This window comes from Hymenobacter translucens, from assembly GCF_020685205.1.
GTDB classification, from domain to species: Bacteria; Bacteroidota; Bacteroidia; order Cytophagales; family Hymenobacteraceae; genus Hymenobacter; species Hymenobacter translucens.
The window spans coordinates 193276-210652 of record NZ_JAJERB010000004.1 but is presented as its reverse complement, the minus strand read 5'-3'; the positions used below and the strand labels follow the sequence as shown (position 1 = coordinate 210652).

Below are 17377 nucleotides of genomic sequence, written 5' to 3'. Positions count from 1 at the left end.
CAACCGTATGATTCATAACTCCACTTTGCGGAATGCAGCCTTCGCGGCCTTTCTGCTCGCCACAGCCAGCAGCTGCGACGTCCTGACCCAGGACCCGCCCACCGCGCTGACTGAAGAGGATGCCTTCGCCAACGCTGACCGCATCTCCAAGACGGCTACGGGTATGTACGACCAGCTGCAGAACGCCGAATTCCTCGGCGGCCGTGCGCTGATCTATAGCGACATCCGCAGCGACGACACGAACGTTGCCGCCTTCTTTGGTAACGTTTCCAACTTTGCCCAGCTGCCCAACGACGCTATCGCTCAGAATGCCTGGACCGGTGGCTACCGTACGCTGTACGGTGCTAACTTCTTCCTACAGGGCATTGCCAAGAACGCCGGCAAAGCTCCTGCTGCCCTGGAAACCCAGTACATCGGCGAAGCCAAGTTCATCCGGGCGCTGGTGTATTTCCATCTCGTAAACCTGTTTGCCCAGCCGTACAACTTCACGGCTGATGCTTCGCACCCCGGGGTTCCGCTGCAGCTGGTTGCGCCCGACGTAACGACTGCCTTCGACCCTTCGCAGAACCTGGCCCGCTCCACGGTAAAGCAGGTGTATGAGCAGATCGAAAAGGACCTGAACGACGCCATCACGGCGCTGCCGGAAACCTACGCTACCCCGTTCGACAGAACGGCCCGGGCAACGAAGGATGCCGCCCGCTCGCTGTTGTCGCGCGTGTACCTGTACGAAGGCAAGTATGCTGAGGCACGTGATATGGCAGGTGCTGTTATCACCGGCGCCCGTCATACCCTGGCTCCGAGCCCCGCTACTCCCTTCATGGCCATCGGTGCTGCCGGTGCCGGCCTGACCAGCGAGTCGATCTTCTCGGTGGCCATGAACTCGGCTGATAACCCCAACACCAACAACGCTCTCGGTCAGCACTATGGCCGTCTGCGTCGCGGTGATATTGTGGTGACTCCCTACGCCCGCATCGACTCGACGCAGTTCCGCAGCAAGGACCGTCGCCGGACCCTGCTACTGGACCCGCCCACGTTCCCGGCTACCACGACTGTGAACGTCTTCACGCTGAAGTACAACAACTCCTCGTTCGACTACGTGCCGATCGTACGCTACTCGGAGGTGCTGTTGAACCGTGCGGAAGGTCTGGCTCAGACGGATGCCGGAGTTAGCGCGGCAGCCATCGTCCTGCTCAACCAGGTTCGTCGTCGCTCGCTGCCCAACGTACCGGCTTATGCCGACTACACGGCCGCCAGCTTCGCCAACAAGCAGGCGCTGATTGATGCCATCCTGTTCGAGCGTCGCTTGGAGCTGGCCTTCGAAGGTCACCGCTACTACGACCTGATGCGCTACAAGCGCAACTCGAGCCGGGTAAACTACGGTTCGGATAAGGCAATCTTCCCGATCCCGCAGATCGACACCCAGCAGAACCCCAACCTGACCCAGAACCCCGGTTACAACTAACCCAATCTGACTTCAGAGCAAAAAGCCCCAGCCGCCTTGGCTGGGGCTTTTTTTATGCTGCCTTTCCCGCCTGACGGGTTAGCCCAGGTCGCGCAGGTGCAGCACGACTTCGTCGGATATAGTCCCGGGACGCTGCAGCCAGGCGAGAATCCGGGCAGCCACCGACTCGGGCGAGGCGAGCTGCCCCTGGGCGTGGTAAGCGGCAAACTGACTGGCCTCGCTGAAATTGGCCGGGTCAGCTGCCCGGATGTGCGCCTGCATGGTAGTATCGATGATGCCCGGCGACAGGCTGCGGATCCGGATACCGGAGGCGCGCAGGTCCTGCTCTTTCTGGGCGGTGCGGGAAAGAGAGTCCAGAGCAGCCTTGGACGCCGAGTAGGCTGCCCACCCGTCTACCGCCCGCTGAGCTGCCCCGCTGCTGATGTTGAGGATAAGGCGGGGAACCGTCAGGCTCGCAAAGGCACTGATAAAGGCGTTCATCAGGATAGCCGGCGCTACCGTGTTGACCCGGAATACGAGCTTCAGGTGGTCGTTCGACTGCTCGCCGAGGTAGCCGATTTCGCCCAGCACACCGGCGTTGTTGATCAGGGTAATGCTGGCGGGTTCGATGAGGCTACGCAGGAAGGTCGGCACGTTGCTTTCCACCGCCGACAGGTCGGCCAGGTCGAGGGGCACGTGCTGGTAGCTGGGATGCTCCAGGGTGGCCCGTCGCCCGATGCCGATGACGGTGGTATCCGGACGGGGCAGCAGGGCTTCAGTGAGGGCCTTGCCCAGCCCCCGACTGGTTCCGGTGATGATGTAGTAGTTCATGGCGCAGCGAAAGTCGAATCAGGTTTTACGGAAAATCAGCGGCGGCTGCCGGAAACAGTGCCCCTCCCCTGCTGCCCAGCGCCTGGGTCAACGGACGGAAGAGCACTACCCTGGCTGGCCCCAGCCACCTGCTTCCGGAACTCAGGGAATCCTGCCAAAAACCAAAAGGTGGCCTGACAGACCACCTTTTGCGCTTCGCGTCGGAATACCAACCGGCTTCCGGGCCTACAGGATGTACTGGGACAGGTCCCGGTTGCCGACCATGTCGCGCAGCCGCTCATCGACCAGCTCCCGGTTGATGAGGATACGAGCGTGAGGACCGATTTTGTCCGGTACGTCGAACAAGATGTCGTTGAGCAGGCGGCTCATCACCGTATGCAGGCGGCGGGCCCCGATGTTCTCCACTTCCGCATTTACCTCAAAGGCAATTTCCGCCAGGCGCTCCAGAGCGGAGTCATCAAAGGAAAGCACCACGTCTTCGGCCTGCAGCAGGGCTTCGTACTGCTTGGTGAGGGCGTTACGGGGCTCCTTGAGAATCCGGTAGAAGTCGTTTTTGGTCAGGCTTTGTAGCTCTACCCGGATGGGAAAACGGCCCTGCAGCTCGGGAATAAGGTCACTGGGCTTGGCGACGTGGAAGGCGCCGGCGGCAATGAACAGGATGTGGTCGGTGTGGATAATGCCATACTTGGTGCTCACGGCCGAGCCTTCCACGATGGGCAGCAGGTCGCGCTGCACGCCCTCCCGGCTGACGTCGGGGCCGCCGCCCCCGCTTTTACCGCCCCGGCTGGCTACCTTGTCAATTTCGTCGATGAAGATAATACCGGCATTCTCGGCGTGGCGAATAGCCTCGTCCTTTACCTCGTCCATGTCGATCAGCTTGGCCGCTTCCTCATCGAGCAGAATGCGGCGGGCTTCGGCAATGGTGACTTTACGCTTGCGGGTTTTCTTGGGCAGCATGCTGCCGAGCATGTCCTGCAGACCGGATAAGGAGGCTTCGTCCATGCCCCCGGGCCCGCCGATTACGCCGATGCCGGGGTTGGTGCTCTGCTGCACCTTGATTTCAATCTTGCGCTCATCCAGCTCCCCGCTCTGAATCTTAAGCCGGAACTTCTCCCGGGTCCGCTCATTCAGCTCGTGGTCGGAATCGGGCATGGCGTTGGGGTCGGCGCTGCCAAACCCAGCCCCGTCCGGGCGCGAAGTGCTACCGGTGACGGGCGGAATCAGCGCGTCCAGGATGATGTCTTCCACAGCCTGGGCCGCCTGCACCTTTACTTCCTCCTTGCGGCGCTGCTTTACCATGTTCACTGACTGCTCCACCAGGTCGCGGACCATGCTTTCCACGTCGCGGCCTACGTAGCCTACTTCGGTAAACTTGGAGGCTTCGACTTTCGTGAAGGGAGCGTCGGCAATACTGGCCAGACGCCGGGCAATTTCGGTTTTTCCCACGCCCGTGGCCCCAATCATGAGGATATTGTTGGGCACGATTTCGCGCTGCATGTCGGCCGGGGCGTGGAGGCGGCGCCACCGGTTGCGCAGGGCAATGGCGACGTAGCGCTTGGCATCGTGCTGGCCAATGATGTACTTATCAAGCTCGGCCACAATCTGGGCCGGGGTCAGAAACGTGTTGGAATCGAGCATAGGAAAGGATAGAAGGTCGCGCAAGCATACGCGGGGACGCCGGCCGCAGATGGGCTGACCAGCGAACCGGCGCTAGTTCCCGCCTTTTTTCTTGAACAGGGAGTCCAAGTTGCGGGCCACGGTAAAGTAGTTGGCCGCACCGGCCGGGTGGTAGTAGGCCCGGGTGTAATCGAGCTGAAACTCGCTTAGGCGCAGCATCAGGCCAAAGCTGAGGCCGGCCCCGCCCGACGTGTTTTCGAGGCGCAGCTCCCGCCGCATCATGTGGTTGTAACCCAGGCGCACGTTCAGGCTTTTGCCGAGGATAAATTCCCCGCCCACTACGAAGTGCCGGGCCAGCTTGTCGCCAAATGATTTCTTGGGCTTTATTTCCTCCCCGTCCTCGCCGAGCTGCCCGCGTACGGTGGGGTCGAGGTACACGATGTCGAACTGCTGCAGGTGGTGAGCGGTAATGGAGATGCGCAGGGGCATGTGCTCGGGCTTAAACGACGTGCCGATGGCCACGTCCAGGGGCATCGGCTCCCGGTCGGCGCCGGCGAAGGGCTTGAGCTGATACCCCACGTTGCGCACGGTCAGGCCCACATTAAAGTCCTGGCTGGGGTGCTTGAACAGCGCGCCTACGTCGGCCAGGGTGGCTACGGAGTGGTTGCCAGCAATACCCGACACGGCCAGCTTGGCGGTAGCGCCCAGGATAAAGTTGCCGCTGGTGTAGGCGTCCGACACGCTCAGGGCGTAGTCGTTGACCGAAAACTCGCCCAGGCTGTTGCCCGCCGGGTCGAGCTGCTCAAACTTGCCGTAGCTCAGGTACGTCAGCCCCACGCCAATGCGCCCCGCCTTCTGCGTATTAAACACATAGGTGGCGGTGCTTTGCTTGATATCCGCCAGAAAGTCCACAAAGCCCAGGGTGAGGCGGCCGTCCATCTCGGCGTTGAGCAAAGCCGGGTTAGCGTACAGCATGGTGCCGTCGGCATCGCGCGAGCTGACGTTGGTAGCACCCAGCCCGGCAAGCTTGGCGCTGGGCGGCAGGTTCAGAAATGAAAACGCCTGCTGACCACCCAGCTGAGCGGCGGCGGGCCGGGCTACCCCGAAGCCCAGCGCCAGGGCACTTACACAAACCAGCAGACGGCGGCGTAGCAGTTTATTCATTGATCCAAGATACGGCCTTTTCCGGGCAGTACGGCTTTCCACCGCGCACGGCTTCAGGGTACCAAACAGGCGGGTCAGGCATTTTATTGCCTTTACCCGATACCAGCCAATTTACTCTGCCCGGCCCGGCGCCCCGGCCCAAAAGCCGGGGTGCGGGCCTGCTACTGCACCTCTACGCTGGCGGCCGGGGCCGGACTGGGCTCGTCGCGCACGGTCAGTTTGATGGGGTGGGCCACCAGCTCGTCGAGCAGGGCCACCTTCAGCACGTCGTCGACGCGGTCGGCGTAGTGCACGGTCAGGTCCTTGAGGTACTCGGCGGGGATTTCCTCGATGTCCTTGCGGTTTTTCTGGCACAGAATCACGTCGCGCACCCCGGCCCGCTTGGCGGCCAGAATCTTTTCCTTGATGCCGCCCACCGGCAGCACCTTGCCACGCAGGGTGATTTCGCCGGTCATGGCCAGGTGGGAGCGGATCTTGCGCTGCGTAAACACCGAGGCAATGCTGGTGAAGATGGCAATGCCGGCGCTGGGCCCGTCCTTGGGCACGGCGCCTTCGGGAAAGTGAATGTGCAGGTCGTACTGGTCGAACAGGCGGTAGTCGATGCCCAGCTCCTCGGCCCGGCTGCGCAGGTAGCTCAGCGCGGTTATGGCCGACTCCTTCATCACGTCGCCGAGCTGCCCGCTCAAGGTAAGCTTGCCCCTCCCCCGGCTCAGCAAGCTCTCGATGAAGAGGATGTCGCCGCCCACGCTGGTCCAGGCCAGGCCCGTGACCACGCCGGCAGTGTCATTGTCCTGGTACAGGTCCCGGTCGAAGATGGCGGCGCCCAGAATGCGGGTTACGTCCTTGGGCTCCAGCGTCTCGGGGTACTCCTCCTTCATGGCCTTGTGCTTGGCGATGTTGCGCACCACGCCCGCAATCTTGCGCTCCAGGCTGCGCACGCCCGACTCGCGGGTGTAGTCGTCGATGAGGCGCTGCAGGGCGGGAGTGGTGATGCTCACGTCCTTGGGCACGAGGCCATGCTCAGCCAGCATCTTGGGCCAAAGGTGCTTTTTGGCAATCTGCGTCTTCTCCTCCAGCGTGTAGCCGGTCAGGTCGATGATTTCCATCCGGTCGCGCAGAGCCGGGTGAATCGTGTCGAGGGAGTTGGCGGTGGCAATGAAGAGAACTTTGCTTAGGTCGTACTCTACCTCGAGGTAGTTGTCGGTGAAGGTGGCGTTCTGCTCGGGGTCCAGCACTTCCAGTAGGGCCGAGCTGGGGTCGCCGCGGAAGTCGGAGCCCACCTTGTCGATTTCGTCGAGGATGATAACCGGGTTCGAGGCCCCGGCTTTCTTGATCTGCGACACGATGCGGCCGGGCATGGCGCCCACGTAGGTTTTGCGGTGCCCGCGGATTTCAGCTTCGTCGCGCACCCCGCCCAGGCTCATGCGCACGTACTTGCGGCCCAGACTCTGGGCAATAGAGCGGCCCAACGAGGTTTTTCCCACGCCGGGAGGGCCGTATAGGCACAGAATGGGGGCCTTCATGTCCTGCTTGAGCTGGAGCACGGCCAGGTACTCGATGATGCGGTCCTTCACCTTTTCGAGGCCGTAGTGGTCGGCGTCAAGGATTTTGCGGGTGCGCTTCAGGTTGAAGTTGTCCTTGGTATACTCACCCCAGGGCAGGTCGAGCAGAAACTCGACGTAGTTCATGCTTACCGGGTACTCGGCGGCCATCGGGTTGAGGCGGCTGAGCTTGTCGAGCTCCTTGCCGAAGTGCTTGGCCACGGCCTCGGGCCACTTTTTGTCTTTGGCGCGCTGCCGCATCCGGGCAATGTCCTGGTCGGGGCTGTCCTGGCCCAGCTCATCCTGGAGCACCTTGATCTGCTGGCGCAGGAAATAGTCGCGCTGCTGCTGGTCGATGTCGGTGTGGACCTTGGTCTGGATTTCGTGCTTTATTTCGAGCAGCTGAATCTCCTTCAGCATCATCTCCAGCAGCATCGTGCCCCGCTCGGCCCCGTCGTTGATTTCTAGCAGCTTCTGCTTGAGGCCCACCTCCACGTTCATGTTCGACGACAGGAAGTGGGTCAGAAAGGCCGGCGACTCGATGTTGTCGAGGGCCACCTGGGCTTCCTGCGGAATCTCGGGGTTGAGGCGCAGCATCTTGGCCGCCGCATCCTTGAGCGAGGCGACCAGGCCCTTTACCTCTTTGGAGGTCTTGTTGGGAAACGTTTCGGGCAGGTAGCTGACCCGGGCCGCAAGGTAAGGCGTGTCCTGGGTGCCTTCTTCCACCTTAAACCGGCTCTGTCCCTGAATGATGATGGTCGTGTTGCCGTCGGGCAGCACAATCAGCTTCAGGATGCGGGCCATGGTGCCTACTTCGTAGAGGTCGGCCAGGGTGGGGTCGTCGCTCTGGGTGTTTTTCTGGGCCACAACGCCCACAATCTTGTTGCCACGGTAGGCTTTGCGCACGAGGCGGATGCTTTTCTTGCGCGTCACCGTCACGGGCAGCACCACGCCGGGGAAGAGCACCGTATTGCGGACCGGCAGCAGCGGCAGCTCCGTGGGCGTTTCGGCGCCCGGCTCAAAGCCTTCGGGGTCGCCGGCAATGATGGACACCACTTCGGCCGGGTCATCTGACATCAGGAATAGCGGGGATAGAGCGGGTTTCCCCGAAAAAGAATCTTGGCTCATGATAAGGCAGGCGGAGAAGAGAAAGGCGGTGCCAGAATGGCATTAACATACGCCGCACAGGAGCCCCGAAAAGGGCTGCTGGTGCAAGGTACTGGAATGGCAAGCGCTGTGCCACGCCCCGGGCGGGCGGGTTTGGGTTCCAGGTCCGGCCAAGGCGGCATACTTCCGGGGGCCCAGGCCGCCACCCCGGCAGACGGGCCGACGACGCCCACATTATGAACCCTGCAATGGATGCGTGAAAAACTTATACTTTTGATGCTGGGGCGGCTCCTTCGGGCTGCTTTTGTTATTTTTGGATTCTATGCCCCGCTATTTTCTCCCGCTGCTGCTCGCCTTCTTCCTGCTGGTTGGCCTGGGCGCGGCATCTGCCCAGCAGAAGAGCACGCTGCCACCCATGAAGCAGCGGCGCCTGACGGGGAAAATCAAGCCCCGCCGCGACGCTACCCCGGAGTTTTCCAACATCAACCGGCTGGCGTACTACGAAAACAAAAAAGAGCTCAAGGCCGTCCAGAAAGCTGAAAAGCGCCGCAACTGGGTGGCCGCCCGCAATCTGCTCGACGCCTACGTGCATAAGTTCGGCATCGAGAACTTCTACAAGGACACGCCCCTGCTCTGGCGCCTGGCCCAGCTCTGGGAGCGTACCGGCAACGAGGAAAACGCCAAGGCCTACTACCGCCTTGCGCTCAAGCACACCCGCAAGGACATCCGCAAGATTCAGCTGTACTACGACTCGCTGGAGCAAAAGGAAACCGACCTGTACGTGCCGCTCAAGACGTACTACGACATTGTGGAGTACCGCAAGAGCATTGCCACCTTCCACCCGCCCAAGGGTGTGTATACCACCATGGGCGACGCCATCAACTCCACGGCGCCCGACTACGGCCCGGCCCTCGATGCCGAGGCCAACATGCTTATCTTCTCCTCGAAGCGCAAGCAGCGCGGCCTGCTCAACACCACCGCCGACGAGGATTTGTACATGAGCCGCAAGGACGGCAGCATCTCCTGGAACGATGCCGTGCCCATGCCAAAGCCTATCAACTCCCAGTACAACGAAGGCTCGGCCTGCCTCTCGAAGGATGGCCGCACGCTGTACTTTGCCCGCTGCGAGTGCCCCACCTGCCGTGGCAACTGCGACCTGTACGTGTCGAACTTCAAGGACGGCAAGTGGACCACGCCCAAAAGCCTGGGCGCCGGCGTAAACTCAGCCGCCTGGGACTCGCAGCCCACCCTGTCGCCGGGCGAGGACACGCTGTACTTCGCTTCCGACCGGCTCGGCGGCTTCGGCATGTCCGACATCTGGTACACCTACAAGCTCAAGAACGGGCAGTGGGCCAAGGCTGAGAACCTGGGCCCGGTGGTGAATACCCGCGAAAGTGAGGTCAGCCCCTACTACCACCCCCTCTACCACGTGCTGTACTTCAGTTCCCGCGGGCAGCTGCTCAACTTCGGCGACTTCGACATCTACAAAACCTACCGTGTGAAAGGGCGGTGGCAGGAGCCCCGCAACATCGGTCCGCTGGTGAACGGCAAAGGCTCGGAGTACTACTTCACGATTGACGCGGAGTCAAAGAACCTGTACTATGCCCGCTCCGAGGAAAAGGAAATGCAGAACCTCGACCTCTACTCGTTTCCCCTGCCCATGGAAGCCCAGCCCCTGGCCACGACCCACGTGGAAGGCACGCTGCTCGACTCCGTGGACCAGAAACCGATGAAGGGCATCGTGAGCATCATCGACACCGACAACGGCATCGAGGTGGCCAGCAAGTATCTGCGCCCCGACGGCTCGTTCGACTTCGACCTGATTGAGGGCTCCCACTACGTGATGCTGATTCAGAGCAACGACTTTTTCAGCATCGAAAAGAAGTTTGCCTTGAAGGGCGACACGGTGATGTCCCTGCTCACCAACTCCATCGACTACCGCTTGCCGCTTATCTTCAAGAACATCGAGTTTGACCCCGGCAAAGCCAACATCCGGCCGTCGATGCAGGCTACGCTCGACCGGATTGCCATCTTCCTGGTCGACCACCCCACGTTCAAGCTCAGCATTACGGGCCACACCGACAGCCGCGGCAACCCCGATGAGAACGTGAAACTGTCGCAGGACCGGGCGGAGGCCATCCGCAAATACATCGAGGCCAAGGGCAAGCTCAAGCCCAACCGCATCGAAAGCATGGGGTTGGGCAGCACCCAGCCGCTGAAGCCCGAAGTCACGGAGGAAGACGCCGGCATCAATCGCCGCGTCGAGTTTCGCCTGATCAAGCCCGAAGGAGACCCCGGCAAAGAGTCCGGCGCCGGTGCAATCGACTGGAAGTAGGTCTTTTGAGCGGCAAGCCTTTTTGTTCTAGCTTATGGCATTGTCATCCTGACGAAGGAAGGACCTTATCACTTCAGAACGAGTCGTCAGTACATTAATCGTTCGGACGCTTGTCGTTTATCGGTGCCAAGGTCCTTCGCAGGCGGACGTCAGATGAAGGATGACTGCTAGATCAGATGGCTGCATCAAAAAAGGCCCGCTTCGAATCCTCGGAGCGGGCCTTTTTCATTTACACTAGTTCCCAAATCACCACATAAGCTTCTGGCTTTCTTCGCCGGCGCGGAACAGGGCGCTTTGCTTTTTGCCGCCGGCTTCCAGGTTTACGATGTTCATCTGGTCCTCAAAGGAGTCGAGCAGGAGGCGGTGCTGCAGGTAGATGCCTTTGACCGGCTTAGGTGGCTTCACGGTGAAATACACCCAGTGCGCGTCCGACTCCTTTTGCACGCCCAGCAGCTGTAGCGGCAGGGTCTCGCCGGGTTTGGTACCGAAGCGCACCGTGCGGCGCAGGTAGCCTTCGGCCAGGGCATTCAGCCGGTCCCTGGATAGCTGCTCGATCGTAACGGGCGCCGGCTGCCCCGTGGACAAAGCTTTTTCGAGGTCATCGGTGAAAACCTTGAGTGCCACTTCCAGCTGCTGCTTGCCAGCGTTGTAGCGCACGTCCATGATACTGGCGTGGTAGGTGTGCGCCCCGGCCCGCAGCCCGGTCAGGAGCAGCAGAACGGAAAGCACAAGGCGGCGCAGAAAAAGCGGAGAAGTCATCAGGTAACTGGCCAGAAGTAAACGGGTCTAGACTTGGCGGTGACTGGTTGATTTCCAGAAACAGGGGTAACAGCCATCAGCTACCGGCTATCAGCTCAAAAAAAGCGGGGAGCAGGCCGCCCGGACCAAGCCGGTGCAGTCTGCTCCCCGCCGGTTCCGGTTTGGCTTTCTACTTAAGAAAGTCGTTGACCAGCACAAACGCCATCAGACCCAGAATAAGTGCCATGCCCACCTTTTGGGCGTTTTCGAGGAACTTGTCGGAAGGCTTGCGGCCCGCAATCATCTCGTAGGTCAGGAACAGCACGTGGCCGCCGTCGAGGGCCGGGATGGGCAGAATGTTCATCAGCGCCAGCACCATCGAGAGCATGCCCGTCAGCGTCCAGAACCGCAGCCAGTCCCACTTGCCGCCGTACTGCTGGGCAATGGCCATCGGGCCGCCCAGCGACTTGCGGGCTGAGGCCTCGCCCTTGAAGATCTTGCCCAGGGCCTTGGCCTGGGTTGTGACGATGCCGAAGGCCTGCTTGGTGCCGGCCGGAATAGCCTCCAAGAAGCCGTACTCGCGCTTCGAGAACTGTAGCAGGGACTTGGGCCGGAAACCCAGCTTGCCGTCCTCGTCGATGGTGGCGTTGAGCGTTACGGTTTCGCTGCCGCGCTGCACGAGCAAGGGCGTGGGCTTGCCGGCGTTGGCCTTGAGGGCGGCGGTCAGCTCGGGGAAGAACTGAATATCCTGGTTGCCGACGCGCAGAATCCGGTCGTTGGGCTGGAGGCCGGCCTTGGCGGCGGGCATGCCCGGGCTGATTTCGTCGACCACGAACGGGTCGAGCGGGGCCACGAACGGCGTTTCGTCCTTGCCGGCCATGCGGTCCATGAAGTCGGCCGGAACGGGAATGTCGATCAGCTGCCCGCCGCGCTCCACGGTGTAGTAGCTGCGGCTGCCGAGCAGCACGTTGGGGTCGTACACGTCGTTAAACTCCTGGAACGGGCGGCCGTTGATCTTGACGATTTTGTCGCCCTTACGGAAGCCGATTTCCTCGCCCACTTTGCTGGGCACGATGCCGTAGCGCACTTCTGAGGCCGGCAGGTAGCTTTCGCCCTGGGTGTAGGTCAGCACCGTGAAGATGACGATGCCGGTAATCACGTTCATGATGATTCCACCCAGCATTACGATCAGGCGCTGCCAGGCCGGCTTCGAGCGAAACTCGTTGGGCTGGGGCTCGGAGGCAAGCTGGTCGGCATCGGTGGTTTCGTCGATCATGCCGTGGATGGCCACGTAGCCGCCCAGCGGAAACCAGCCGAGGCCGTACTCGGTGTCGCCGATTTTCTTTTTGAACAGGGCGAAGTTGAGCACGCCCGGCAGCGGAAACAGGAAGTCGAAGAAGATGTAAAACTTGTCAACCCGGATCTTAAAGAACTTGGCGGCGGCGTAGTGCCCGAACTCGTGCAGGCCAACCAAGAGGGAGAGGCCCAGCAACAGGTTGCCGGCCATGATTAATCCTTCCAAAACAGTAAATCAGTGAATGAGTGGTAGTAGGTTGATTGTCGGTTGTTGATTGTTGCAAGCCGGCATATTCCCGGAACGACTAATAAGCAACGACCAACAAGTAACAATCAACATTTAAACTTTCCTGACCAGCTCCTGCGCCATAGCCCGCGTTTCGCAGTCGGTCAGCACGTAGTCGTCCAGGGTTGGTTCGGCAAGGTACGAAACCTTTGAGAGGCAGCTTTCCACCAGGTCGGACATTTGCAGGAACCCGATTTCGTCGCGCAGAAAGGCCGCCACGGCTATTTCGTTGGCGGCGTTGAGGATACAGGGCGCGTTGCCGGCCCGGCGCATGGCCTCAAACGCCAGGGGCAAATTGCGGAACGTGCCGCCGTCGGGCTGCTCAAAGGTAAGCTGGGGGTAGTCGAGAAACGAGAAGCGCGGAAAGCTTGAAGGCAGCCGGTCGGGGTAGCCCAGGGCATACTGAATAGGCAGCTTCATATCGGGCAGACCGAGCTGGGCCTTCAGCGACCCATCCTCGAACTGCACCAGGGAGTGAATGATGCTCTGCGGGTGCACCACCACGTCGATCTGGTCGTCGCGCAGGCCAAACAGCCACTTCGCCTCAATTACCTCCAGCCCCTTGTTCATCAGCGAGGCTGAGTCGATGGTGATTTTGGCGCCCATGTCCCAGTTCGGGTGCTTCAGGGCCTGGGCTTTGGTCACCTGAGCCAGGTCGGCAGTAGAACGGCCCCGGAAGGGCCCGCCCGAGGCCGTGAGGATAATCTTCTCAATCGGGTTGCGCTCCTCTCCTACCAAACACTGAAAAATGGCCGAGTGCTCGGAGTCGACCGGGTAAAGGCCCACCCCATGCTTTTTCACCAGGTCGGTAATCAGCTGCCCGGCCACGACCAGAGTTTCCTTGTTGGCCAGGGCAATGGTTTTGCCGGCCCGGATGGCCCGCACCGTAGGCAGCAGCCCGGCGTAGCCCATCATGGCGGTCAAAACCACGTCGGCGTCGTCGCGGCCGGCTACGTCGGCCAGGGCAGCGGCCCCGGTCAGCACCTCGGTTTCGGGCTGACCGGCCAGCGCGGCTTTTACCTCGGCGTACTTCTGCTCGTCGCCGATAACGACGGCGGCCGGCTTAAACTCCCGGGCCTGCTCGACCAGCAGGGTGGCATTCGACTGGGCCGAGAGGGCCGTGACGGTGAAGCGGCCGGGATGGGCGCGGAGCACGTCGAGGGCCTGGGTACCGATGGAGCCGGTGGAGCCGAGCAGGGTGACGCGCTTAGGAGTAAGGGTGGGCATAGCGGAAGGTGGGAGAGCCGAACGGCGGCAAAGGTACGCCAAGCCCGGGCAGTTGCCGATAGAGCTTATTCCTGCTTGGCCACCTCGATGGCATGGCGGTGAAACTTCTGCTTTTTGCTGACCCGAAACCGCTCGTTTCTCACGCTGTAGCGCGTCACAACCGAGTCTATCTCGTACTCCATCGTATCCTGGTCGTCGCGGGTGTTTTCCCGCATAACTTCCGTAAACCGGAACGTCGTGGGCGTTTCGAAGCGGCCGTAGGCATCCTCGCCCACTCCCCCGTCGCCAGCATAGTAGGCCACTACCTGGTTGCTGATGAGCTTGTGCTCGGCATCGTACACGAGCCGCAGCAGGTCGAGCTTGTACTCTCCGTCGTCGCGCAGCACGGTAATGACCTGTCGGGAAGGGGCGTTTTCGTGGATGGTGTAGAAGTAATACGGCTGGTGCTGACTGTGCTTGATCCTGCGTTGCAGATACTTTTGCTCATCGGCCGCCGTCAGCTTCACCAGATGCTTGTCGCGGTAGTCGTAGGCGCCTTCCGGCCCGACGGTAAAGGAGTCGCGCCGGGCCACCCGAAACTTGGCCGGGTCAAGAAAGGCGTCGGCCGGCGGGGAGGGCGCCGCTACGGCCGGGGGCGGTGGCTGGACCGCAGCGACCTGCTCCGATACGTCAGTTGCCGGACCGGAGCAGGCACCGAGCAGGCAGCCCACACCTACTAGCAAAATCGTGTTTTTCATTGAGTGGCAAATAGCCCTGGAAATACTGTTGCCTGTTGGGTGGGACTGGTTTACCATACCTGCTCCACGCGCACGGGCTTGCCATTGAAGACGACCTGCTCCCCGGCTGCTTTTCCGCTCAGCGCGGCGGCTACCGGCGCGGCGGCCGACACGGCGAAGTAGTCCTGCCCGTCGATGGTAAGCTTGCCGGCGCTGATGCTGATGTAGAACGTGCCCAGGCTGGTCTGGACCAGCGCCCCGGGGTGTACTGTGTCGTGGGGCCGGGCGGGGCCGATGCGGGTAAGCTCGGCCAGCAGCTTGCGGGCTTCGGCCAGCTGCACCAGGTTCCGGTCCCGCTCGTTCTGGGCCATGGCCCGTCCGGTTTCGTACTTGTCGCCGGCGCTGCTCTTGGTTTCGGAGTTGGCTGATTCCTGGGCCGCGTCGATGGCGGCCTGGATAGCGTCGAGCCGGTCCTGAACGTAGGCGTGGCAGGCGGCGTGGAGGCGGGTTTTGATTAGCTGATTTGGGCTTCCCATAGTAGTTCAGAGCTGTGCTCGACTTTCCAATTATATAGCATACTTCCCAACAGGTTTATAGAGGCGGCATCCGCCGGTATTGAGAATTCCAGCCGACACCGTCGGGGCAGGTCCTGGTTGTTGTCAAGCAGGACACTTACGGCCGCATGACCGGCTGCATCATAGCAATACGCTTTGAGAACCAGGAAGTCATAGCCGCTGCTATCTATGCCGGCTTCGAAAACCACACTATCCGCCGGATTCTTTGGAAAGCTCATCAGCTTGCCGCCAAACTCGCTCCAGTCATCGGTGTAGGCATCAAAATGCATGTGGGCTTCAATCGTGTCATAGGTCACGGTCACGTCGAAAGTGCACCACTCCTCGTCATCTGCACTTGCCGAAATAGCTATTCTACCTGTCCTCATCTCCGGGCACATTATTGAAGGCTAATAGCCCATCGGCCACCTTCCGGTCATTGCTCAGGCGCGGCACCTTGTTCTGTCCGCCCAGCTTGCCCAGGCTTTTCATGTAGCGCTGAAACGAGCCGGCCGGCAGCGGCGTCAGGAGCAGCGGAGCCAGGATGCTGCCGGTTAGCAGGTCGTCGTAATACGCGTTGCGGCGGCGCAGGCCTTCGTCGAGCGCAGCAGCAAAGGTAGTAAGGTCGTGGGGCGGGCGGGCAAACTCCACCAGCCACTCGTGCCGCGACGGCTCGGCCGGGTCGGCGCTGACCCGGGGCGCAACGGTAAACTCCACCACTTCGGCTTCCGGAAACCGGCTCATGGCCTCGCGTAGCGTCTGCTCCACCTCCTCCCCAATGACGTGCTCCCCGAAAGCCGACAGAAAATGTTTGATGCGCCCGCTCACCACCACGCGGAAGGGGTTCAGACTCACGAAGCGCACCGTGTCGCCGAGGCTGTAGCCCCAGAGGCCGGCATTGGAGCTGAGCACCAGCGCGTATTGCTGATCCAGTTCCACTTCCCCAATGGTGAGGCGGGGCGGGTTGGACTCGAAAAACCGCTCAGCGGGGATGAACTCGTAGAAGATGCCCGCGTCGAGCAAGAGCAGCAGACCGGGGTTGCCCGGCTCGTCCTGGTAGGCCAGAAAGCCCTCCGACGCCGGAAACAGCTCGATACTGTCGACTTCCCGGCCGATGGTTTCGAACAGCTTCTTGCGGTAGGGCTCGAAGTTGACGCCTCCGTACACGAACAGCTCAAACCGGGGGAAGATGTCCTTGACGGGCCGGCCGGTCAGCTGCACCAGCTTGTCGAAATACATCTGCACCCAGGGCGGAATGCCGGAAATCAGGGTCAGGTTTTCGGGCAGGGTTTCCTCCACGATGTGGTCGAGCTTGGTTTCCCAGTCCTCGATGCAGTTGGTCGGGTAGGAAGGCAGCTGGTTACGGCGCAGGTAGGCCGGCACGTGGTGGTTCACGATGCCCGACAACCGGCCGGTGGGAATGCCGCCCACGGTTTCCAGCTCCGGGGAGCCCGACAGGAAAATCAGCTTACCGTCGATAAAGCGGGTGTTGCCGGTGCGGTAAGCGTAGTTGAGCAGGGCGTTGCGGGCTCCGTTGATGTGGTTCGGGATGCTGGCCTGGGTGATGGGAATGTACTTGGTGCCGGACGTGGTCCCGCTGGTCTTGGCCAAATACAGGGGCTTGCCGGGCCAGAGCACGTTTTCCTCGCCCTGCTTTATTCGGTCGAAGTACGGAGCCAGGGCTTCGTAGTCGCGCACCGGTACGCGGGAGGCCAGGTCGGCCGCCGTGCGGATGGCGCCGAAGTCGTGGTCTTTCCCAAACGAAGTAGGCGCGGCAGCGCGGACAATCGAACCGAGCACCCGCTGTTGGGTGGCTACCGGGTCGCACAGCCACTGCTGCTGCTGGTAGTTGACAAAGGCGGCCAGCGGGCGGGCAAGAGCGGATTTCAGACCCATAGGCAGTAAATAAGCGAGATAGTGAATGAGTGAGCCGGGCAGGCATCAAGTACGATCGGGCCCTGCTAATCCGGCACACCCAGCGGGCGGTAATGCACTTCCGGATAGCGCACCGGGTCGGCCGGCTCTACCCGCTGCCAGAACCCGAACAGCGGGGTGATTTTCACGACCCGGTACTTTGTGTCGATGGTTGCGAAGCCATTCCAGGATTGTTGCACGATACAAACCGGCGGAAGCGCCGACTCATACTGCACTAGCTGGTCTTCCCACGGCGCGTCGTCTTCCGTAACCATAAAAAGGGCGCAGAGCAGTCCCCAGGGAATTATCAGCAGGACAAGAAGACCGGCCACAATAGCCCGCAGGGTGTCGCCTAGCCGGGATTTGAACTGGAGCCACACGCTGATGGGCCAGAGAGCAAATAAACCGAACATAACTAAATCAAAAGCCCGCAGCAGGTCGTGGCTTACAGTTTCAAACGTCCAGTTGTCTGTCACTATGTTCGCCACGAACAAAATAACCCCAATCCAGCCCAGCCAGATGATAACCCGCCGAAGCCGGGCCCGGATGCTGAAGTCGGATGGGACGGGTGGATTCATTGAAAGAAAACGAACGGGCGGGCAAGGCCCTAAAG

Annotated in this window: 14 protein-coding genes; 2 read left to right on the top strand and 12 right to left on the bottom strand. The window is 61.2% G+C overall.

The window, feature by feature from the left end:
- Positions 1–7: 7 nt before the first annotated feature.
- Positions 8–1462, top strand: coding sequence for a RagB/SusD family nutrient uptake outer membrane protein (locus LJY25_RS11100; RefSeq protein ID WP_227608407.1), 1455 nt, complete (start codon positions 8–10; stop codon positions 1460–1462).
- Positions 1463–1540: 78 nt separating this feature from the next.
- On the opposite strand, the gene LJY25_RS11095 is transcribed toward LJY25_RS11100, so the two are convergent.
- The 4 genes from LJY25_RS11095 to lon all read right to left on the bottom strand — a co-directional run bounded on the left by LJY25_RS11095 (position 1541) and on the right by lon (position 7671).
- On the bottom strand, positions 1541–2272 hold the full coding sequence (locus LJY25_RS11095; protein ID WP_227608406.1) for an SDR family NAD(P)-dependent oxidoreductase: 732 nt from the start codon (positions 2270–2272) through the stop codon (positions 1541–1543).
- A 225-nt stretch (positions 2273–2497) separates the two neighbouring features.
- Positions 2498–3910 carry an ATP-dependent protease ATPase subunit HslU gene (gene hslU, locus LJY25_RS11090; protein ID WP_227608405.1) on the bottom strand — a complete coding sequence of 471 codons (1413 nt, stop codon included), beginning with the start codon at positions 3908–3910 and terminating at the stop codon, positions 2498–2500.
- Positions 3911–3982: 72 nt separating this feature from the next.
- On the bottom strand, positions 3983–5053 hold the full coding sequence (gene porQ, locus LJY25_RS11085; protein WP_227608404.1) for a type IX secretion system protein PorQ: 1071 nt from the start codon (positions 5051–5053) through the stop codon (positions 3983–3985).
- A 161-nt stretch (positions 5054–5214) separates the two neighbouring features.
- Positions 5215–7671 carry an endopeptidase La gene (lon, locus tag LJY25_RS11080; RefSeq protein WP_227608403.1) on the bottom strand — a complete coding sequence of 819 codons (2457 nt, stop codon included), beginning with the start codon at positions 7669–7671 and terminating at the stop codon, positions 5215–5217.
- 352 nt (positions 7672–8023) lie between these two features.
- On the opposite strand from lon, the gene LJY25_RS11075 reads away from it, so the two are divergent.
- A complete protein-coding gene (locus tag LJY25_RS11075) occupies positions 8024–10036 on the top strand; it encodes an OmpA family protein (protein WP_227608402.1) in 2013 nt (670 codons plus the stop codon).
- Between the two features lie 246 nt (positions 10037–10282).
- On the opposite strand, the gene LJY25_RS11070 is transcribed toward LJY25_RS11075, so the two are convergent.
- The 8 genes from LJY25_RS11070 to LJY25_RS11035 form a co-directional block, all read right to left on the bottom strand.
- The gene (locus LJY25_RS11070) at positions 10283–10795 is read right to left on the bottom strand and encodes a DUF6702 family protein (RefSeq protein ID WP_227608401.1); all 513 of its coding nucleotides are present in this window, start codon (positions 10793–10795) and stop codon (positions 10283–10285) included.
- Between the two features lie 169 nt (positions 10796–10964).
- Positions 10965–12281 carry an RIP metalloprotease RseP gene (rseP, locus tag LJY25_RS11065; protein WP_227608400.1) on the bottom strand — a complete coding sequence of 439 codons (1317 nt, stop codon included), beginning with the start codon at positions 12279–12281 and terminating at the stop codon, positions 10965–10967.
- A 129-nt stretch (positions 12282–12410) separates the two neighbouring features.
- Complete coding sequence (locus LJY25_RS11060) at positions 12411–13583, bottom strand: 1-deoxy-D-xylulose-5-phosphate reductoisomerase (RefSeq protein ID WP_227608399.1); 1173 nt, start codon at positions 13581–13583, stop codon at positions 12411–12413.
- 65 nt (positions 13584–13648) lie between these two features.
- On the bottom strand, positions 13649–14320 hold the full coding sequence (locus tag LJY25_RS11055; RefSeq protein WP_227608398.1) for a hypothetical protein: 672 nt from the start codon (positions 14318–14320) through the stop codon (positions 13649–13651).
- A 50-nt stretch (positions 14321–14370) separates the two neighbouring features.
- Positions 14371–14835 carry a 3-oxoacyl-ACP synthase gene (locus LJY25_RS11050; RefSeq protein WP_227608397.1) on the bottom strand — a complete coding sequence of 155 codons (465 nt, stop codon included), beginning with the start codon at positions 14833–14835 and terminating at the stop codon, positions 14371–14373.
- Positions 14814–15170 carry a hypothetical protein gene (locus LJY25_RS11045; RefSeq protein ID WP_227608396.1) on the bottom strand — a complete coding sequence of 119 codons (357 nt, stop codon included), beginning with the start codon at positions 15168–15170 and terminating at the stop codon, positions 14814–14816. The genes LJY25_RS11050 and LJY25_RS11045 overlap by 22 nt, the downstream gene beginning before the upstream one ends.
- A 55-nt stretch (positions 15171–15225) precedes the next feature.
- The gene (locus LJY25_RS11040; RefSeq protein ID WP_227608395.1) at positions 15226–16746 is read right to left on the bottom strand and encodes a GH3 auxin-responsive promoter family protein; all 1521 of its coding nucleotides are present in this window, start codon (positions 16744–16746) and stop codon (positions 15226–15228) included.
- 65 nt (positions 16747–16811) lie between these two features.
- A complete protein-coding gene (locus LJY25_RS11035) occupies positions 16812–17342 on the bottom strand; it encodes a hypothetical protein (protein ID WP_227608394.1) in 531 nt (176 codons plus the stop codon).
- Positions 17343–17377: the final 35 nt, after the last annotated feature.